Source organism: Caballeronia sp. LZ003, from assembly GCF_031451465.1.
In the GTDB taxonomy this organism is placed as follows: domain Bacteria; phylum Pseudomonadota; class Gammaproteobacteria; order Burkholderiales; family Burkholderiaceae; genus Caballeronia.
The window spans coordinates 1-19,760 of the sequence record NZ_JARUXJ010000246.1 but is presented as its reverse complement, the minus strand read 5'-3'; the positions used below and the strand labels follow the sequence as shown (position 1 = coordinate 19,760).

The 19,760-nt window shown below is 57.7% G+C and carries 17 protein-coding genes and 6 pseudogenes; 5 read left to right on the top strand and 18 right to left on the bottom strand.

Features of this window, described 5'->3' with window-relative positions; all coding sequences use genetic code 11:
• Window positions 1-187: ProQ/FINO family protein (locus QCE79_RS37665; RefSeq protein WP_309853802.1), on the top strand; the 187-nt coding region annotated here is incomplete at its 5' end.
• 108 nt (window positions 188-295) lie between these two features.
• On the opposite strand, the gene QCE79_RS37660 is transcribed toward QCE79_RS37665, so the two are convergent.
• Window positions 296-1,624: an FAD-binding oxidoreductase gene (locus QCE79_RS37660; protein WP_309853799.1), complete on the bottom strand. Its 1,329-nt coding sequence runs from the start codon at window positions 1,622-1,624 to the stop codon at window positions 296-298.
• A gap of 475 nt (window positions 1,625-2,099) precedes the next feature.
• Between QCE79_RS37660 and QCE79_RS37655 the strand changes: the two genes are divergently transcribed.
• Window positions 2,100-2,465 (top strand): hypothetical protein, encoded by a 366-nt coding sequence (locus tag QCE79_RS37655; RefSeq protein ID WP_309853796.1) that lies wholly within the window; start codon window positions 2,100-2,102, stop codon window positions 2,463-2,465.
• 7 nt (window positions 2,466-2,472) lie between these two features.
• On the opposite strand, the gene QCE79_RS39680 is transcribed toward QCE79_RS37655, so the two are convergent.
• From QCE79_RS39680 to QCE79_RS37645, 3 genes and pseudogenes are all read right to left on the bottom strand, one after another.
• Window positions 2,473-2,670, bottom strand: coding sequence for an ATP-binding protein (locus QCE79_RS39680; protein WP_404989507.1), 198 nt, complete (start codon window positions 2,668-2,670; stop codon window positions 2,473-2,475).
• A 34-nt stretch (window positions 2,671-2,704) separates the two neighbouring features.
• Window positions 2,705-2,842, bottom strand: a pseudogene (locus tag QCE79_RS37650) (transposase zinc-binding domain-containing protein); the annotation flags it as partial.
• A gap of 36 nt (window positions 2,843-2,878) precedes the next feature.
• Window positions 2,879-3,778 (bottom strand): annotated as a pseudogene (locus QCE79_RS37645) (IS3 family transposase); the annotation flags it as partial.
• A 64-nt stretch (window positions 3,779-3,842) separates the two neighbouring features.
• On the opposite strand from QCE79_RS37645, the gene QCE79_RS37640 reads away from it, so the two are divergent.
• On the top strand, window positions 3,843-5,015 hold the full coding sequence (locus tag QCE79_RS37640) for an IS30 family transposase (protein ID WP_309853794.1): 1,173 nt from the start codon (window positions 3,843-3,845) through the stop codon (window positions 5,013-5,015).
• On the opposite strand, the gene QCE79_RS37635 is transcribed toward QCE79_RS37640, so the two are convergent.
• The 3 genes and pseudogenes from QCE79_RS37635 to QCE79_RS37625 all read right to left on the bottom strand — a co-directional run.
• Complete coding sequence (locus QCE79_RS37635; protein ID WP_309853792.1) at window positions 4,980-5,297, bottom strand: transposase; 318 nt, start codon at window positions 5,295-5,297, stop codon at window positions 4,980-4,982. The genes QCE79_RS37640 and QCE79_RS37635 overlap by 36 nt on opposite strands.
• 60 nt (window positions 5,298-5,357) lie before the next feature.
• A pseudogene (locus QCE79_RS37630) lies at window positions 5,358-5,570 on the bottom strand (transposase zinc-binding domain-containing protein); the annotation flags it as partial.
• Window positions 5,571-5,578: 8 nt separating this feature from the next.
• Window positions 5,579-6,241 (bottom strand): annotated as a pseudogene (locus tag QCE79_RS37625) (tyrosine-type recombinase/integrase); the annotation flags it as partial.
• Between QCE79_RS37625 and QCE79_RS37620 the strand changes: the two are divergent.
• Window positions 6,232-6,450 (top strand): annotated as a pseudogene (locus QCE79_RS37620) (transposase); the annotation flags it as partial. The pseudogenes QCE79_RS37625 and QCE79_RS37620 overlap by 10 nt on opposite strands.
• A gap of 183 nt (window positions 6,451-6,633) precedes the next feature.
• Here QCE79_RS37620 and QCE79_RS37615 read toward each other — a convergent pair.
• From QCE79_RS37615 to istA, 11 genes and pseudogenes are all read right to left on the bottom strand, one after another.
• The gene (locus QCE79_RS37615; RefSeq protein ID WP_309853790.1) at window positions 6,634-7,890 is read right to left on the bottom strand and encodes an aromatic ring-hydroxylating dioxygenase subunit alpha; all 1,257 of its coding nucleotides are present in this window, start codon (window positions 7,888-7,890) and stop codon (window positions 6,634-6,636) included.
• Between the two features lie 147 nt (window positions 7,891-8,037).
• Window positions 8,038-8,907: a LysR substrate-binding domain-containing protein gene (locus QCE79_RS37610; protein WP_309853786.1), complete on the bottom strand. Its 870-nt coding sequence runs from the start codon at window positions 8,905-8,907 to the stop codon at window positions 8,038-8,040.
• A gap of 119 nt (window positions 8,908-9,026) precedes the next feature.
• A complete protein-coding gene (locus QCE79_RS37605) occupies window positions 9,027-9,431 on the bottom strand; it encodes a cupin domain-containing protein (protein ID WP_309853783.1) in 405 nt (134 codons plus the stop codon).
• An 18-nt stretch (window positions 9,432-9,449) separates the two neighbouring features.
• Window positions 9,450-10,457, bottom strand: coding sequence for a GlxA family transcriptional regulator (locus QCE79_RS37600; RefSeq protein ID WP_309853780.1), 1,008 nt, complete (start codon window positions 10,455-10,457; stop codon window positions 9,450-9,452).
• A gap of 30 nt (window positions 10,458-10,487) precedes the next feature.
• Window positions 10,488-11,498: a LysR family transcriptional regulator gene (locus tag QCE79_RS37595; protein ID WP_309853776.1), complete on the bottom strand. Its 1,011-nt coding sequence runs from the start codon at window positions 11,496-11,498 to the stop codon at window positions 10,488-10,490.
• A gap of 95 nt (window positions 11,499-11,593) precedes the next feature.
• A complete protein-coding gene (locus QCE79_RS37590; protein WP_309853771.1) occupies window positions 11,594-12,364 on the bottom strand; it encodes a pyrroline-5-carboxylate reductase in 771 nt (256 codons plus the stop codon).
• A 35-nt stretch (window positions 12,365-12,399) separates the two neighbouring features.
• Entirely contained in the window at window positions 12,400-13,893 is a 1,494-nt protein-coding gene (locus tag QCE79_RS37585; RefSeq protein WP_309853768.1) for an aldehyde dehydrogenase, read from the bottom strand.
• Between the two features lie 16 nt (window positions 13,894-13,909).
• Window positions 13,910-15,241 (bottom strand): FAD-binding oxidoreductase, encoded by a 1,332-nt coding sequence (locus QCE79_RS37580; protein ID WP_309853765.1) that lies wholly within the window; start codon window positions 15,239-15,241, stop codon window positions 13,910-13,912.
• A gap of 5 nt (window positions 15,242-15,246) precedes the next feature.
• Entirely contained in the window at window positions 15,247-15,939 is a 693-nt protein-coding gene (locus QCE79_RS37575; RefSeq protein ID WP_309853762.1) for a tyrosine-type recombinase/integrase, read from the bottom strand.
• Window positions 15,940-16,019: 80 nt separating this feature from the next.
• Window positions 16,020-16,790, bottom strand: coding sequence for an IS21-like element helper ATPase IstB (istB, locus tag QCE79_RS37570; RefSeq protein WP_309853760.1), 771 nt, complete (start codon window positions 16,788-16,790; stop codon window positions 16,020-16,022).
• Window positions 16,787-18,414: pseudogene (gene istA / locus QCE79_RS37565) on the bottom strand (IS21 family transposase). The gene istB and the pseudogene istA overlap by 4 nt, the downstream one beginning before the upstream one ends.
• A 127-nt stretch (window positions 18,415-18,541) precedes the next feature.
• Here istA and QCE79_RS37560 point away from each other — a divergent pair.
• On the top strand, window positions 18,542-19,627 hold the full coding sequence (locus QCE79_RS37560) for a recombinase zinc beta ribbon domain-containing protein (RefSeq protein ID WP_309853759.1): 1,086 nt from the start codon (window positions 18,542-18,544) through the stop codon (window positions 19,625-19,627).
• Window positions 19,628-19,760 lie beyond the last annotated feature (133 nt).

Here is a 19,760-nt window from a genome sequence, read left to right as displayed (position 1 = left end):
GCGAGACGCTCGTAACGGCGTCAAGCTATGGTGCCGCGGCCAACGCTACTGGACATGTCTCATCGAAGGCACGGTGCGCGTAGACCTTGACGGTGCGAAAGCTGGCGTCGTTACAGCGACCGAAGTGGAGTATGGGACGAGTCAGGAGAACACTCGGCTCTCGCGCAGCAGGAGCAGTTCTCAATAACCTTCATGGTACATGGCGTTGACCTGGCAAGCATCATGCAATAAACAGCGAACCTGACATAATATAATTTAACGCATTTTAATTAGTTGTCCTTATTGACGGTCCGCCTTACATCATTTGTGGATGAGTGAGCTTCGTGCCGTCGGTGAAGCGGGCCAATCGGTAGCGCCCAATGTCGAAATCTGGCGCCTCGTCTAACACCAGTTGGCTCGCGAGCAAACCCGCGCCAGGCCCCAACCCAAAACCGTGCCCGCTAAAGCCAGACGCGATCACGAGACCGGGTTTTGCATCGACCTTTGAAATGACTGGAATGAGATCCGGCGTGGTGTCAATCGCACCGGCCCATGCATGTGCGATCCGTAAGCCCGACAACGTTGGAAACACGCTCGCGACATTTTCCAGCGCACGTTGGAGCCATTCTCTATCTGGTTCGGGATCCAGCACGCGCATTCTTTCGAACGGAGACACGTCGTCGTCGCGCCAGTCCGCACCGGCCTCTGGTCCGTGAAAGAAACTGGAGCCGACGCGGATCTTTAGTTTCTTCTTTAACTTGCTGCGAAACATGGTTCGGAACTTGATCGAATGCCGCAGGTTCTGTGGCGCGAGTTCCACGCGTCCGTACCCGGGCACGGCGATGGTGTAGCCGCCGTCCAGCCTGCGCCTGAGCGCGAACTCAGGCCCGGAGAAACAGCCATCGATGACCTGCGGCGCCTCGGCGGTTCGCAACGCCGTGCCTATTACGTTGATGGCAGGCAAGTCGATGCCATGATGCTGACAGAAGAGCGCGCTCCACGCGCCTCCCGCAAGGACCACGGTATCGGCGGCGAGCAGACCGCGCTCGGTCCAGATACCGGAAACTCGGCCGGCACTCATGTCGAGCGTTCTTACCGCGCAATTTTGATATACCTTCGCGCCGAGCCTTTGCGCGCCGCGCGCGATCGCCGGTGCGGCTTTCGACGGTTCCCCGCGGCCATCCGTCGCCGACCACAGGCCGCCCGCCCACTTCGCGCGGCCAGACGGAGTGCGCGCGGCCAGTGCGCGTGCGCTGAGGATCTCGCTGCTAAAACCGACTTCGCGCGCGCGGACCAGCCACGATTCCCATTGCGCAAGGTCAGACTGATGCTCTGTGCCGTAAAGAATGCCGGCCCTTCGAAAGCCGATGTCCTCGCCCAGTTCTTCGCTCAGTTCGCTCCATCGTTTCAGGCTGTGCATCGCGAGGGGCAACTCGTAGAGATCGCGATTCTGCTGACGCACCCAGCCCCAATTGCGCCCCGACTGTTCGCCGCCGATGACACCTTTTTCGAGCAGAACCACCGATACGCCGCGTCGTACCAATTCATACGCCGCGCTGACACCAATGATGCCACCGCCAATTATCGCGACATCGCATCGCTCGGGGAAACCTTCACTATTTGCTACTTCGTCGAGCCTAAGCATTGTTTAAAGCCGCTGGGTTGGGGCTTCGCGCTAGCGTCCTGCATCGGAGACTTAGGGAATACGCAAAGCGCGAGCGCGTCGTGCGTACTGACCGGTCTGATTGTCCTATCTTCGATCGCCATATTGATAGGACAATCCTGCTGTTTTCAAAAGACCCACCGCGACGAAAACGAGTCTACCAAACTGAGTGGCGCGCAGTTCCTGTAGCACCTTTGTAACGCTATCTTGGCTCGCGAAGATCAACATCGAGAGCAAGCAAAGGCCGATGCCCAACCTGCTAGACTGAGCCTCGCTTCGCGTGGACACCTTGGGTCTGCGCGAGCGCTTGAGTTAAAAACCCATTAATAAAATTGGCCAACGTTAACAAAAACGGATTCCGTTCTTCGGACTGGCATGACATACACGACGCCTCGGCATCGTGCGTCTTAGTACTGCCATATTCAAATCACGGTTCGTTCGATCATCAAGGAGGGGGATGATGGAACACATCGCTACGCTGCGTTTGACGCTAGTGCGTTCAACGGTCGACGAAGCGGTGTTCAGCCCGAACTATCAACGCGAACTGAGCCAGTTTTATCAACTGGTGCGAGCTGACCGCACGCGGATAAGCGCCGTGTCGTTCACGATGCCCGGCGTCGCGGACGATCGGGGCTTTACTGGCGAATTCGTCGTGCCGCTTGCGCAAGCAATCGGACCAACGGTAGCGCGCGCCGCGCTTGCCTGGCGGCAAGGCCGCACTGGACGCATCGTGCGGCTGACGCTCAACACCCACGAATTCGACATTGGCACGCCGGAGGAATTCGAGGCGCTACTCAAACGCGCGCAAGGAGGCATCGTCTAGTCCAAACTCAGACTGAACTGCTCGGCGGCGACGTCCTCGGAATTTTGACCGTAAATACCGTCTCGTTGCCGTCCGACACGACGTCGATGGTGCCGTTGTGTGCCTGAGCAATGCTGCGGCAAATGTAGAGTTCCAGCTCCATACCGGATGAGACACGCTTGTTCTCGGGTGTCGTGCTGGCACACGTTAGCGGATCAAAAAGCACGAGCAACGCGGCAGCAGGAATTGGTGCGCCTTCGTTCGTAGATGACGGTCTTGTTGTAATACGCAATCGCGCTGATCGCAGCGGGTAGCGTGAAGACCACGTGGTAGTACTCGACGGGCAGGAGATCGGCCTCGCGCGCTTCCAGCCAGCGACGCGCCGCGCCAGCCTGGCACCGTGAGGTCGGTCGTCAATCGTGGAGAGCAATGGCCTAGGCTGCAAGTTGCATCTTATAAAATCGTTGTGTGAAGGCGGCAGGAGATAGATAGCCAAGACGGGCCTGCTTTCGCTGCCGGTTGTAAAAGATCTCGATGTATTCAGTGACGGCCTGTCGAGCCTCAGCGCGTGTCTCGAACCGGCAGTGATGCACGAGTTCGTTTTTGAGCGACCCCCAGAAACTTTCCATTGGTGCGTTGTCGTAGCAATCGCCCTTGCGGCTCATCGACACCGTCACGTCGAACTGTTTTGTCAGATCCCGATAATCGTGCGAGCAGTATTGAGCGCCGCGATCGGAATGAACAATCAGTCCAGCTTGTGGCCGTTTGAGCGACACCGCGCTGAAAAGCGCTTGCATCACCAAGCTGCGAGTCATCCGTTCGCTCATGGCGTAGCCGACCAATTCGCCGTTGAAGAGGTCCTTGATGCCGGCAAGATACAACCAGCCTTCATCGGTCCATAAGTAAGTGATATCACTTACCCAAGCCTGGTTCGGCGCGCTCATGTCGAAATTGCGTTCCAGCAAATTCGGTGCGACTGGCAGATCGTGCTTGGAATCCGTTGTATTTCTAAACTTGCGCTTCTGCTTACAGCGAAGTCCCAGTTTGGAGCGAATGCGCCTGATGCGATGAAGACCAACTCGCACGCCGTGATCCTGCAAATCGGCTTGCAGCCGCTCGCGGCCATAAGTGTGCCGGGTTCGTTCATGGGCTGCAGCAATTTCAACTTCAAGCCGTGCGTTCTCCTGTGCACGTGGCGACTCAGCACGTCGACGCCAAGCGTAATAGCTACTGGCTCCCACCTCGAACACCCGACATAGCAGTGCGATCGGATAGTCATGTCGCATTGCTTCGATCCGGTCGTATTTCACCGCGACTCCTTCGCGAAATAGACCGTGGCGCGTTCAACCGGTCGTTGCAACACCTTCTGGTCTAATGTCGGCCCAGGAGGAAACGTAGGTGAATCAAAAGAGAAGATGCGGGCTATCGCCTGCACAAAAGACGTTGTTGTGGCAAAGATGGAAAGATGGTGAGTCGCTAAGCGACATCGGCCGCTCGTTAGGCAAGCACGCGGCGTCGATTCACGCGATCGTGCGGCCGCACGGCGGCATTATGCCGATGATGAGGAAACGGTCGACCAGAGTGCTAACGCTTGCTGAGAGAGAAGAAATCTCGCGTGGCGTCCATGCAGACGTATCAATCCGTCAGATCGCGGCGAGCCTCGGTCGGTCGCCGTCGACGATCAGTCGTGAAGTGGCACGGCATGGCGGCCTGAACAATTACAGGGCGGCGCTGGCTGACGCAAGCGCCTGGGATAGGGCCAAGCGACCGAAGCGCTGCCGCCTTGCCGTCAACGCTAAATTGCGTCGACTAGTCGCCAGGAAGCTGCAACTGAAATGGGCGCCACAGCAGATCGCCGGCTGGTTAAAGCAGCAATATCCCGACGATGAATCAATGCAGGTCTCGCACGAAACGATTTACCGCAGTCTGTTCATTCAAACCCGTGGAGTGCTGAAAGCAGAACTGATGAAGCATCTGCGCACGCGTCGAATGATGCGACGTTCGAAGAAAGCGTCAGCAAAGGGACAACCGCGCGGACAGATCATTGATGCGGTATCAATCCGCGAGCGGCCCGCCGAAGCCGAAGACCGGGCTGTTCCGGGGCACTGGGAAGGCGACTTGCTAAGCGGCTCAAACAATACACACATCGCGACGCTGGTTGAACGTTATTCGCGCTTCACCATCCTCGTGAAGGTGAAGGTGAAGGGCAAGGACACTGAAAGCGTCGTGTCGGCGCTGAGCAAACAGGTGCGCAAGTTGCCTGTGGAGCTGCGCCGATCGGTCACATGGGACCGGGGCATGGAACTCGCAAAGCACAAGCAATTCACAGTTGCGACCGACGTGCAGGTCTATTTTTGCGATCCACAAAGCCCGTGGCAACGTGGCACGAACGAGAATACCAACGGATTGCTCCGGCAATACTTCCCCAAAGGCACCAGCTTGGCCGGATACTCGCAGGGCGATCTGAACAGAATTGCCTTAGAACTGAATCAACGACCCCGAAAGACATTAGGTTTCATGACGCCAGCAGATAAACTAGATGCCAGCATGGGTGTTGCGTTCACCAATTGAACGCGCCGTCGCTTTTTTTAGAACATCTCGCTCCATCATGACTGTTGCAAGCTCTCGCTTCACCCGCGCCAACTCCGCTTCGAGCTCGCTTTGCGGCTTTTGCGTCTCACCGACTTTGGCCAACGTACCTTTGCGTTCAGCAACAACCCAGGCACCCAGTGTCTTGACCGACAAAGACAAACGGCTGGCCGCTTCGCGCTGTGTGAGCCCGTCAACAACCACGAGCCTCACCGCCTGCTCGCGAAATTCCTTCGTATAGGTGCCCTTCGGTACTCGATTCATTTGATCTCCGTTTCGCTCATTCTACGAAACATTGATCTCCAATTTCTTCAGCCTAACTCACCGTGGGCAATGTCTGTTGCGGCACGAGTTGTAGGCGACTTCGATCGCCGCGCATCCGTCGCAGCGCAGCAGGTGCCCTCCCAGCGCCGCGGTGCGGCACTGTTCGATTGCGGACATGACCTTCAGCTGCCCGAGGCTCAGATTAGCGGAGCGATGCCACGCTGGACCAAGAGAGCGGAAGACGTCTGCGACCTCAAGCGCGCAATGCGCCACGATGACAGCTACTCAGTACGCAAACTCTCGAGAGGGCTAACCACCTCGCGCAGAATATCGGTGGCAACCTGGGCATAAAGCGCTGTGGTCTCAAGCTTCTTGTGCCCGAGCATGACCTGGATCACCCGGATATCGACCTTCTGCTCCAGCAGATGCGTGGCAAAGCTGTGCCGCAACGTATGCATGGACACGCGCTTGTCGATTCCCGCAGCCTCGGCTGCAGCATGAACCGCTCGGTTAAGCTGACGGGTGCTGAGCGGTTCGGTCGGGTTAAGTCCGGGAAACAACCAGCCTCCGTCGAGCATCTTTCCCTGAGCTCGTGCAACCCGCCACCAGACCCGCAAACGCTCAAGCAGGATCGGCGACAGCATGGCATATCTGTCCTTCTGGCCTTTGCCCTGCTCAACGCGCAGCGTCATACGCTCGCTATCGATGTCACCGACCTTCAGGGCTGTTACCTCGCTGGCGCTTAATCCCGTTCCGTAGGCGAGCGCCAGCGCCGTTTGATGCTTCAGGTTGGTCGCCGCCGCGATCAGCCGCCCAACTTCTTCGCGGCTGAGTATGATGGGCAACGTACGCGGAAGATAAATCGGACGCATCTTCGCCATCAACGCTTCTTGAGCGAGCGTCGTACCGAAGAAAAACTTCAGGCCGGTGATCGCGGCGTTCAGGCATTGCGACAGAAATCGCTCTGCGCGGTCAGCCTCACGGCAGCGGGCTGGGTAAAACTCGCTGAGTCGTGGAGCGAACCATTTCATGGCTTCACAACTTTCGCCGGCTACGCATCCGCTTCGAACGGCTCGCTTTCATCCACGAGGCCTTCATGAAAATCGCCTGCTGCATCATATGCTGGCGACAACTGCGAACGTCATTTTGTTAACGCCTCTAAATCATATGATCTTCGACAGGCGTATGACAAAGGCTTTGGCCGTATCGTAATCGAAGCTGCTCCTCGTCGCCGCCGCAATTTGAGCGAGCATTGACCGGGCGCGACGCGGCCCTCTGCAATTGAAAATGAATACGGCTGAGAAATTCAACAATTGTTTCCAAACTCGATATTAGGCTAAACGTCGTGGGCGCTTAACCTGGCGGCATACCATCGCGAAAACTGTTCGACATACGTTTCCGTAAATGGAGAGAAAGTACCTGGTCTATATGCCGGATCCTGCGTACCCTTGTGCGTGATCTCTACCAAATGCTTGTCCTGCAAGTTCGTCGCAAACCAGACTTCAGTCATCTCTTCGACGTCATAGTCGACACCTTCGACGGCATTGGCGTGAACCAGCCACTTCGAACGCACCAACGTCTTATCGGCGGCGAGCGGAATGATGTAGGAGACGACGGCGTGGTCACTCATAACATGCGTCCATGAGTTGTGAGTCCAAAGATGCTGGTCACCGAGGTCACGGCGGGTGAGCGAACCGAAAAGTCGGGTGCTGGCGACTTTGGTACTAAGCGTCTGCGATTCGCCCGCACCGGCAATGACTAGTTGCTGCATGCGAAACTGCGTCACTGCTTTTTCGTCGAGCCGCTCAATAGCTTCGCTAATGAACCCGTCCCGCTGCCAGCTGGCTTGGCAGAGGGCATTGCGCTGCTTGTAGTCCGCAAGCGCGCCGAGAGACTCTTCGCTGAGGTTCTCGGGACAATAGCCGAAGTCTTCCGGCAGAAACGAGGCTGTCAGCTCAGGATGCGTCGCTTGGCAGTGGTAACACTCGCGGTTGTTCTCGATCACGAGCTTCCAGTTGCCCTTCTCCACGATCTCCTGCTCGAATGCAATCTTCGTGTTTTGCAAATCGAATGGCGCGAATCGCGCAGTCATCGCTTGATCGAGCGTCGCGATATCTTCCGGTGCGTCTTCGGCCAGGCATACAAAAATGTGCGTTCCTATCACCTTCGTGTGCACGGGAATCAAGCTGCGGCAGGTCAAGTCGAAGTCTTTCCCCATGTGCGCCGCGTGTCGAAGCATGCCGTCCAAGTCGTAAGTCCATTGGTGATAAGGACAGACGAGCATGCCCACCGACGACTTCCCCGGTTCCTTGAGGCGCGCTCCGCGATGGCGGCAAACGTTCCGGTAAGTGCGGATATCCTTGTCATCGTCCCGAACGATGATAATCGACGCCCTGCCGATATCGATCGTCGATACGTCGCCCGGTTCCGGTACGTCCGCTGTCACGCCTGCGAGAATCCAATGCTTATGGAAGAAGACCTCGAGGTCTTTCTCGAACACGTCTTCGCGACTGAACAATGCACCGGCCATGCCGTGCCCAGGACTGCGGCTACGAATTAAGTCCCCATGGGAAATTATTTGAATCTCAGACACGGTCTTTCTCCACACGATGTTTATTGAGCTCATGCTCCCGCATGTGCGGAGTATTCGTTTGTCGAGAAGCGACGTCAACGCGCAAATTTTTCACGTTGAGATTACTTTGGATCATGCGTAAGTCAATGGAAACCAAAACACAACGCTCTAGGCATCGGAGCGCAGTCCTTCGATCAAGTGATCCAGAGCGGGCGTTATAGTGCGGCCGTGAGGCACGAAGACGTAGTACGAATCCGTAGATTTGTACGTCGCCGCCGACAGCCTGACGAGGTCTCCGGACTTCAGAAGGTCATGTACCAGACGGCCCCATCCGAGTGCGATGCCTTGTCCATATCGAGCCGCCTGAATGGCGTCCGTGTAAAGCGTGCACCGCAATGCGAAGTCTAAGCGTACACGCCGGTGACCTAGCGCAAGAAACCATTCTTCCCACTTCATCCAGCCCTCGGATGTCGCATCGGATTCGATGAGCGGTGCTTGCGCTATCTCGTCGATCGATTCACACGCACCTTGTGAGCGCAGCCAGTCGGGAGAACACACGGGAAAAACTTCTTCATCGAATAAAAGAGTCGCCGCTCCGTCTGCCCACGCGCCGTTTCCAAAGCGAACTGCGACATCGATATCCTTGTGTTGAAGGTCGGCGGTGAACATTTGGGTCGTGAGTTGGAGCCGTAAGTCCGGCAGCGCTTTTTTCAGCTGTGCTAGACGTGGAAGAAGGCGCAGATGCGAGAACGCGGATGTGGTAGCAAGTACAAACTCCTGCTGCGTTCGCGCGCTTGCTAATCGGTCGTACACACCCGCAATCTTTTTCATCGACTCGGCAACGACCACATACAATTCGCTACCCGCGTCCGTGGGCTCAATTGCGCGATGCAAGCGACGAAAAAGCAGGGCTCCCAGCGTCTCTTCCAGCGCCTTGATCTGTCGGCTAACGGCTGCTTGCGTCACCCCCAACTCGTTGGCGGCCAAGGTGAAACTCCCGAGACGGACGGCCGCTTCGAAATCCACCAAGGCGTTCATGGAAGGGATGAGCCGCCGGTATCCCCTGTTTCGAGTCGACGCAGTTTTCATTCGCTTAAACGAGGCGTTCTTAGGCGCCCTCCTTCAAGTTGGCGATTGATGCGAACGGTGACGCACGTTCATTTCAATACAATCGACGAAGCCTCGCCTTCGACGACAAGCACCGTGCAGCCCTTCGCCGAGTACGTGCTATGTCGCGAGCCCGCTGGATACGACACGGTCTGGCCGGGAAGAAACTCAGCGCCATCGTCATCGGTGAAGACACCTTCCAGCACCATGATCAGTTCGGTGCTGTGGTGTTGATGGCGCATGGAGCGAGCGCCTGCGGAAAGACGCATCCAGTAGCTGCTCCAGGCGCCGGTCTCATCGCTCGTTACAGGTATCCAGAAGAAACCGGACAAAATTGTGTCGCCGATCATCATCGGCCGCCAGTCGCTTTCGGCGATCGCGTACCAGCGGCGACCGTCTTTCTCTCGAAGACCGGCAAGCGGCCACGGTTGCAGCGTTTCGTTCTGAGGTGACATGGTCGAGCAGTCTAGTTTTTAAAGGTGAACGGGAGCCGGTGCGGCGTCGGAGTGATGGCGCGTGCGGTAATCGCGAGGTGATTCGCCATGCAACTTTCTGAACTCACGGCCTAGATGCGATGCATCGGAGAATCCACACGAGGTCGCAATGTCAGCGACGGTGCGATCAGAACTGGTCAACAACCATGAAGCAGTTTTTACACGGAGCTGTCGGCCATAAGCGTAAGGCGACTCCCCTGTCTCCAGGTTAAAGAGACGTTCGAGCTGACGCACTGACATTTCGAGCCGTTTTGCGATCTCGCTTAGCGAAAGTGGCTGCCCTATGTGCTGCTCCATCAACAAGATGGCGCGCTTGACCTTGGGATGCGTCGCGGGCCGAATACCTGGTGGATGGGGCTGCGGCGCATTGCCTTTCTGTGCATCGTCGACGAGCAAAATACGTAGCGCCTTCTGCACGACGCTCGCCTCCACATGTCGTAAAAGGATGGCCACCGCCACATCAATGGATGCACGTCCTCCCGAGCACGTAATGCGTCTTCGATCGATCACGAACAGGCGATCTGCGATCAACCTGCTTTCATCGACCTCTGGAAAGCGTTCGATAAAATCCCAGTAATGGAACCAGCTCACGCAGACTTTATAGCCTACTAGTGTCTTTGCTCGCGCAAGTGCAAAGACTCCCGTGCAGATACCAACCAGCGTGGCATCGCTGTCGCCTGCGGAACGCAGAAAACGCAGCGTCGCATCGCTTGCAGATGAGCCTGAATGCAGCAGGCCACCAACCACCACGATATAGTCGAATGCTTGCGCTTCGTCGAACGTCACCCACGGCGTAATTTGAATGCCGCAACTCGCCCTAATGGGAATTTTCGATTCGCCCACGATGGTCCACGCGCAGCGAACCGGCCTGCTCATGTCGCCTTCATCGCTCGCGAGTCTGAGCACATAAACGAAGCCCGAAAATGCCGTTAGGGTAAAGTTCGGTAACAGCACGATGCCAGTGCGAAGCGGGTCTGCTGCTACCATGAATGTAGACCGACCGCTCATGGTCGTGCATCAGACCGAAACCTGCGGCTGTTCCGTCTCCACGCCCGGCCAGCCTCGCATCATCGTGTCAATCTCTTCGTCGAGCCATTCGCGAAACTGGAAATATTCGGGCCGCGCTTTAGCGTTGCGATGCGTGATTAAATAATGGTGGCGGTCGTGGAACACAAGAGAATCACTCACGGGCCGCACCAATTTTTTCTGTTCGACCTGACGATGCACGAGATGATGCCATCCAAGCAACGTGCCCTCGCCCGCTTCGGCCTGCGCGACGAGCAGCCGGTAGTCGTTGCTCTCGAAGTTATCGTCTTGGTCAAGGCGATCGGAACCATCACCTTGTTGATACCAGTTCTTCCAAACGCGCCAGTCCACATGCTCGCAAACCTGCGCGCGACCCAGCAGGGAAAGGCTCAACGTGGGAAACGCAAGAAGATCGAGTGGCTTGAGCGAACGCCCGTGGAAGTGCCGCTCGTAAAACTGCGTGCTGCACACGGGATAAACGATGTCATGGAATAAGGGCTTAACTTCGTATTGCGTCTCGCGTGTCGGGTTCTTCGTGATGATGATGTCAGGCTCCATGAGATCGTCAAGTTCCATGAAGTGCTCGGTCACCATCACATGCAGGCGAATATTGGGAAAGCGCTGGCGGAATGCGGGCAATCGAGACGACAGCCAAAGCGCCGAAAATGTATGAGAAATGCAGACGGTCAATGCATGACGATCAACACGTCGAACGGCCTGCGCCGCTTCCGCAATATTCATGATCGACAAGTAGGACGCGTTGTAGAGAATGCGGCCTGCATCCGTTAGCGCAATATGACGCCCTGTGCGCTCGAACAGCGGCACTTCGAGCGTGTCTTCCAGCTCCTTGATCTGCCGGCTTACCGCCGCCTGCGTAACGCACAGCACTTCGGCGGCCTGCGTGAAGCTTTCGTAGCGCGCCGCCGTGACGAAGCATCGGAGCGCTCGCAATGACGGCATCTGCGCGAGAAGCCGGTCGGCAAATTGCTGTTTCTTCTGCATATGAACCACCTTCCAGGAGTCTCGCAAGGGCTGTCGAACTTAGTGCCAATTTTTCAATTGTTCAGCATACGCCCCGGGGGCGCCGAGCGCGTGGCCTAGTTCCTTCCCTGAACTCTTCGCATGATCCGGTCGAGGGCCTCTGAGTAACTGGCGAATATTCCCTTTTGCTGCAATTCGGCGTTCAGCTGCTCGTTTATGCCGCCGGGGGTGCTCGACTCTTCGATCATCTTAGAGAACGGTTGATCGCCTCGCGTCGTATCGTGTGCCAGCCCGACATGGTAGCCCGACAAAAACGACCGGGCCGCATCATACGGCAGCCCCTGGCGAACGAGCCACGCCGCTTGCTCTTCCAGTACCGCATAAAAACTGGCCATGGTCGCCGTAACCGCCGACAATGCGTCGAACTGTTGTTCGGTGTCCACTTCTACCGCCTTACCTAGCGGCGCAAAGAGCGCTCGCGAAATTTTGCTCGGCGGACAAATAGCCGTGCTGCCCTTGCCTTCCGCGACCGCCGGCAATGGCACCGTGCGTACGACGCTCGCAGCCGTGCGCACCATGCCAAAGACTTGCTCGATTGACACGCCAGCCATGAAGCTGATTATCTGATGCCGCGCATCGAATTTGAGTTCGCCGAGCACATCGGACGCGACTTGCGGCACGACGGCAAGACAGACCACGTCCGAGCTATCCAGCACGTCCTGGTTGCTCTTGCAGACGGTGACGCGCGCATCGAGACCTGCGAGCTTCCCCGTGATCTCAGCATTGCGCGGCGAAAGGGCAATATTCTCGAAAGGAACATCGAATCGAATCATTCCGGTCACGACGGCCCGCGTGATCGTGCCGGTGCCGATAAATCCAAAGCGCATAGTGCCTCGTCTGATCTGATCTGGTAGAAAGTGGTTCAGTCGAGCTTGAGCCACGTAGTCTTAAGCTCGCAGTATTGATCGTGTGCCCAGACTGACTTGTCTCTTCCGCCAAAGCCAGATTGCTTAAAACCGCCAAAAGGCGTCGACAAATCGCCTTCGCCGAAGCAGTTCACCGTCACCGTGCCCGCACGGATGCGTGCCGCGATCTTGTGTGCTTGATTCACGTTGTCGGTCCAAAGAGAAGCTGCAAGTCCATAGCATGTGTCGTTGGCAATTTGAACGGCATCGTCTATATCGTCGTATTCGATGAAGCATACGACTGGTCCAAACACTTCATCGCGCGCGATGCTCATCTCCGGCGTGACATTGTCGAAGATGGTCGGCTCGACGAACCAGCCGCCCGTTTCGGAAAGTGTAGCTTTGCCACCGCACACAACCCGCGCGCCTTCCGTCTTCGCTTTTTCGATGTGACCGAGCACCTTCTCATAGTGCTTTTTTTCGATTAGCGAACCGAGCTTGACGTCCGGATCGAGCGGGTTGCCTGTGCGCCAACCTTTCAGTACGCCTTGCACCTTGCGCAACAATTCCGCCTTCTGACTACGATGAACGAGGATACGCGAGCCCGCGCTACAGTTTTCGCCCATGTTCCAGAACGCTGCCGCGACGGCCTGCTCAGCAACGGGATCAAGATTCGCAACATCAGGCAAGATCACTTGCGGATTTTTGCCGCCGCATTCAAGCACCACGCGCTTGAGGTTCGTATCAGCCGAATAGCGCAGGAAGCGCTTGCCAGTTTCGGTTGAACCTGTGAACGCGATTAGGTCCACATCGCCGTGACAGCCGAGTGCCTGCCCCGCACTCTCACCAAAGCCTGTCACCACGCTGAACACGCCTGGCGGCAGGCCTGCTTCAGCGGCGAGATCGGCGATACGTAGGGTGGACAGCGACGTCTGCTCGGCGGGCTTCACGATCACGCTATTGCCGACGGACAACGCCGGCCCGACCTTCCATGCGAGCATCAATGCCGGAAAATTCCACGGCAGTACCGCACCGACCACGCCAATGGCTTCGCGCGTGATCATGCTCACCACGCTAGCTCCGGAGGGCGAAAGCGCATCGTAACGCTTGTCAGTGACTTCCGCGTGCCAGCGGATACAGGCCGCGGATTCCGGAATGTCAAGTCCGAGGCATTCGCTAATCGGCTTACCTGCTTCGAGCGCTTCGAGCAACGCCAGTTCTTCGGCATGTTCGTCGACTAATTGCGCAAGCCGCAGGAGCACAGCTTTTCTCTGCGATGGCGCAGCTTTCGACCATACGCCAGACTGGAAGGCGACGCGCGCGGCGACAACCGCGCGATCGACGTCTTTCGTATCGCATTTCGCTACTTTGGCGAGCACCTTTCCGGTCGATGGATTGAGCGTGCTGAAAGTTTCATTCGACAGCGCAGCCGAACGCTCTCCCGCGATGAACGCTCTGCCGTCGAGCTTGAGATTCGCTGCTCTTCGCTGCCATTCTTCATGCGTTGCCATTTCATGTCCTTGAGATTCAAAGCTCGGCGCCTGCCGAGAATTCCTTCATCCAGATTGCCGCCGATACTGCGACGTCCGCAATCGGCCGCATGGGCAACGATCGGGGGTGCGGTTGCTTGAGCAGTTGTTCAATCAACACGTTCGATTGCCCCAACGCAAACTCAGCGATGAGCTTGCCCGCGGCCGATCCGCGGCTCAGACCCAGGCCGTTGCATCCAACCGCTTCGAACACCCCATCGCTACGCTGCCCGAAGAGCGCGCCATTGTTCGCTGAAAGACACAGCGCGCCGCCCCACGTGTACTGCAACTCAACATTCTTGAGCATGGGAAAGCGGCGGTCGAAAGAACGTTGATGCATATGCCTAGCTTTTGCGAGATCGGCCGCGGAGACCGCGAGATCGGGCCTGAACGCGAAATGATTGCGAACACATATGCGGTTTGTTGAAAGCCTGCGCACGGTGGTTCCCATCGGATCGGCAGGGATTAGCGCCCACGATGACTGACCGCCGAGCTTGGCGACCTCGTCTTCGTTCATGACGCGCGACATCGATGCGAAGGTATACACCGGCAGCAAACCATTCGGATGTCCGCCGAACGTGGCCGCATACGCGTTGGTGCAAAGAATCACCTGCTTCGCTACGATCTTGCCTGCTGCGAAGTCCAAAACGCGGGCTTGTCCGCCCGTTCCCATGCTCGTCACTGCGCTCGATTCGAACACGTTGACGTTCCCAGGCTGTGTCGCTGCAAGACCGCGCATCAATGCGGCAGGCTGCACCGTGCTGCAACCCGGCGTGAAGAGCGCGCCTCGATAGAAACGTGTGCCTGTCACTTTCGTGATAGCCGCTTCATCAAGCCATTGGTACGGCTCGTCAATACGATCCAGTCCCTCTGCAAAATGCTCGAGCGCCGTGTGTCCCTTTTTATAAACGGACGCGTGAAACTTGCCGTCATCGCGCCAGTCGCAATCGATTCCATGTTGTCGCACGGTCGAACGGACGTAGTCGATGCCGTGTCGCTGTAGCCGCACATCCGCCTTGTCGACCTCGACGCTGCGTGAGTAACTTTCGCTACTGATGTCGTGCGGCAGGTCCACGAAGAACCCAGAGTTGCGCCCCGCCGTGGACCGGCCGATACGATCAGCTTCGATCAGCGCGATCGATGCCTCAGGCGCCAGTTCCGCTAGCCGGCGGGCAGCACATAAACCGGTAATGCCACCGCCGACCACGGCAAAGTCGAAGTGACGTTCTCCAACGACGCTTTTAGCTTGCTGCGCCGGTAGAAGAGTCTCCCACCAGCCGTTGACGCCATCAGGAGCGGGAAAACGCACGAATTCCAGTTTCGAGGCCATGCAGATTACTGAGCGTTGCGCAGCAAGGGTTTAACGAGTTTCGCAAATGCGCTGCGTTCTTCGTCATTGAGCGTGCCAAGCGGCGCACGTGCAACCTGGGCATAAAGCGCTGTGGTCTCAAGCTTCTTGTGTCCGAGCATGACCTGGATCACCCGGATATCGACCTTCTGCTCCAGCAGATGCGTGGCAAAGCTGTGCCGCAACGTATGCATGGACACGCGCTTGTCGATTCCCGCAGCCTCGGCTGCAGCATGAACCGCTCGGTTAAGCTGACGGGTGCTGAGCGGTTCGGTCGGGTTAAGTCCGGGAAACAACCAGCCTCCGTCGAGCATCTTTCCCTGAGCTCGTGCAACCCGCCACCAGACCCGCAAACGCTCAAGCAGGATCGGCGACAGCATGGCATATCTGTCCTTCTGGCCTTTGCCCTGCTCAACGCGCAGCGTCATACGCTCGCTATCGATGTCACCGACCTTCAGGGCTGTTACCTCGCTGGCGCTTAATCCCGTTCCGTAGGCGAGCGCCAGCGCCGTTTGATGCTTCAGGTTGGTCGCCGCCGCGATCAGCCGCCCAACTTCTTCGCGGCTGAGTATGACCGGCAAGGTACGCGGGAGATAAATCGGACGCATCTTCGCCATCAACGCTTCTTGAGCGAGCGTCGTACCGAAGAAGAACTTCAGGCCGGTGATCGCCGCGTTCAAACCCGGACGGTCAGTTGAAACTCCCCCACTTATGGTCGCGTAAATTCCCCCACCCTGTAGAGCAGGACTAAGGATTTTATTTAGCTGGTTTTCGATTTCCGCGCAAGCGTTTCAGCGGCTTCTTTGAGGCGGTAGCTGCGGCCGTCGAACTCGAGCAGGTGGCAGTGGTGCATGAGCCGGTCGAGGATCGTGGTGCTCATCGTATTGTCGCCAAGGTATGCGCCCCAATCCTGCACAACGCGATTGGACGTGACGAGAACGCTGCGATGCAGTTTGTAGCGTTGATGGATCAGGGTTTGCAGCAGCGCGCCGGCGGCGTCGGGAATCGTACGCGACAGGAACAGGTCGTCCAGTACGAGCAGATCGCTCTCGAGAATGGCCCGCAGCCGGGCTTCGCGCTGAGCAGTCGGGCTCAGCGCGTAACGATTAAAGAAGTCGTCGGTTTCAAGATACTGAACTTTGTGGCCTTGCAGGACGGCCTGATAGGCGATGGCCTTCGCGACGTGCGATTTCCCGGTGCCTGGTTTACCGATGATCAGCGCGTTGTCGCCGGCGGCGATGAACTTCAGCGCGTGCAGCTGGAAGCAGGCCTGGCGAGGCACTTTGGGATTGAAGCCCCAGTCGAATTCGGCGAGCGTGAGTTTCTCTTCGAGGCCGGAGAGCTTGTAGCGGCGTTCGATGAGCCGTGACTGGCGGCGATCTAGTTCGTCCTGCAGGATCAGTGCGAAGGTTTCAAGAAACGCCTGCTGGGAGCTTTGTGCCTGCAGCACGCGCGTTTCGAGCGTGTCACGCACGCCGGACAGGCGAAGCTGTCCGAGAGCCCGTTCGATTTCCGGTAATGTCATGCTCATACCTGTGTTTCTCCAGTTGGAGGTTGAGGTTCGGTGCCGTGCTGCGCACCGAGGGTAAAGAGTTCGCCGTATTCGGCGGCAGGACGGATCAGCGGGTGTTCCTGCGTGAGAGGCAGCTCGAGTTGCGGTGCCTGATCGAGACGCTCGAGTGCCTGCTCGAACAGCCGCTCGACGATCGCGCGCACCTGTTTGTAGCGGTAGACGTGATGACGTAAGGCGTGATCGCAGGCCTGTTCGACAAGCCGGGAGGGATATTTCTTCGCCAGACCGACGATGCCCCACATGGCGCGGTGGCCAACGCGACCTTCACTGTCAAACATGTGCTGGCACAGCGCCTTTGTTTGCGACCCGATGTCGCCAGCGCTCGCGAGCAGGAAGGCGCTCTGGCGGGACGGATTGAACGGGCGTTCGTCTTCAGGCAGTGCAAGCGAACCGGCCTGCAGGGCGCGAGAATGGGTGCGCAGCAACGCCTGCGTACGGCGGTCGCGAATCTCGATGGTGCAATCGTAGATGCGCACTGAAACGAGACTGCCGATCGGTGCAGGTCGTGCCGCATAGTTGCTGCGATCGATGTTGACAGTGGTATCGTCCCAGACGGTACGCACACCTCCGTGAAGTAGCGAAAGCCGGTGGTCGGCAACGGCCGCAGATGCGGCCTCTCCTCCTGGAACATGGCTTCGACCTGTCGCCGGGTGCTGCCATGGATGCGTTTGGCCGCCCAGTTCGCCTCCCAGTGCATCAGGAATTCGTTCTGGGCCTCGATCGACTCGAAACGGCGGCCGGCCAGCGCGGTGCCCTGCGTGTGTTGAATCGCGTTCTCGACAGTCCCCTTTCGATTCGGGTCGCGTACGCGGGCAGGGTCGGCGACGACACCGTAATGCTCGAGCATCGCCTCATAGAGCCGGTTGATCTCGGGTTCGTACAGGTCGGGCGTGATGACGCCTTCCCGGAGATTGTCCAGGACGACATAGCTGACAGCGCCGCCGAAGTAGCGGAAGGCGTCCTCGTGGAGCTGGGCCCAGACCTGCTTGCTGGATTTCCAGACCACGCACCGGAAACTGCGCCGCGAATATCGAAGCGTCATGACGAACAACCGCGGGCGCCGGTACCGGCCGGTCCTCGGATCGCGGGTCAGTGCGCCTTCGCCATAGTCGACCTGCGCTTCTTCGCCAGGGGCAAACTCAAGACGGTCGAACTGCTCGGGATCAATGTGGCGCAAGGCGCGAACGAAACGCTTGACGCTCTCGTAGCTGGCGGCGAATCCGAACTGGTCGACCAGATCCTGATAGATCGCCTGCGCGTTGCGCCTCAGGCGGACCTGCTGCTCGATCCATTCGCGATGCGGTTCGCTTGCCGAGCGGGCGAAATTGAACGTTGTGACCGCACTGGAATCGGCGGTTGCCGGTGGTCGCGACAGTGGGGGAGTTTGCGGTTCGGCGGTTTCAGAGCCGGTGGTCACCGTGGGGGAGTTTGCTGCAGCGGACTTCTCCGACTCGAAGATCGCCTGATAGCGACGGATCGTCTTGCGGTCGATGCCCGTGAGTCGCTCGATCTGGCGCTGGCTCTTGTTGCGTTCGAGTAATGTGAATACGGTGCTTTGCAAGTGCGGCTTCAAGACGTTCACTCCCTGAACTCCTTCTTGTGCGAAGGAGATGAAGATAGACGTCCTGCAACACCTCTCCCGGCAGCTTTAGTGGCTCAGCCGACGGTCGTCAGGTGGGGGAGTTTGAAGTGACCATACCCGGAGGAGTTTGACCGACCGCCGGGGCGGGCTGCTACAGGGGCGTGTCATTTGCGGCCGATGCGGCAATCGCATGCGTGTTCGCTATCAGAGGGTCAGCGCAAGACTAGAACCATACTACGTCTGTCACGATGTTGCCGCTCACGATGCGGGTGAGCCGTGCCAGTCTGTACGGGGGAGTGCGATCGACGATGCCATTAGTCTATTACTCATCGAGACGGTCAGACCAGCCGCCATCGAAGTAGCGCTCGCAGTCGAAGACGAGATCGCCGAGCGTATTGAGCAAGCCAACTCCATGCGTTTGAAACAGCTGGAGCGAGCGCGTTACGAAGCAGAACTCGCCCGTCGTCGTTATATGAATGTCGACCCCGCAAACCGGATGGTTGCCGATACGCTTGAGGCCGACTGGAACGATCGGCTTCGTCGGCTCGACGCATTACAACAAGAACACGATCGCCTACGACAGTCAGACCAGAACTTACTCGGCGATGAGGCCCGCACTCGCATCCGCGTTCTCGCCGATGACTTCGCTAACCTTTGGAACGACAAGCGTGTCGAATCCGTCGAACGAAAGCGTATGCTCGGACTCTTGATTGAAGACGTTACTTTGATAAAGTCGGAGAGGGTCTCGATTCACGTGCGCTTCCGAGGAGGCTGCACGACGTCACTCGACGTCGACAAACCCAAATCCATGGCACTTGTTCGCAAAACACAACCGGCTGTCGTGTCGGTCATCGATGAGCTTCTGGAGACGTATACAGATCAGGAGGTCGCTACGCGGCTCAATGAACTCGGGCATACGAACTGGCAACATCAGAGATTTACTGCCAGGAAGGTTGCACTGATTCGGACGACCTACAGCCTTCGAAGCCGATTTGAGCGACTGCGCTCGCTCGGCCTGCTTACCGGTGCAGAACTCGCTGCGCAGTTGGAAGTTAGCCAGACCACCATCCATCAATGGGGGCGGCAAGGTCTTTTGAAGCGCCAGATTTACGGGCACGATCACAGATGCCTGTACGAACCTCTCGGTGACGTCGTGCTTTTGAGGGGCACAGGAGGACGTAAAGCAACACCACCAACCTTTATAACCGCTTGAGCTACCGGACAAGGTGCAATATGAAGCCTACTCCTTACTCTGCGGCGAACGAACAGGCGTCGTCAACGGTTCCAGACCCAACTCGCGGGCAAAGCTGCGCGTACGGTGGTCGATGTAGGCAGAGCCGTTGTCC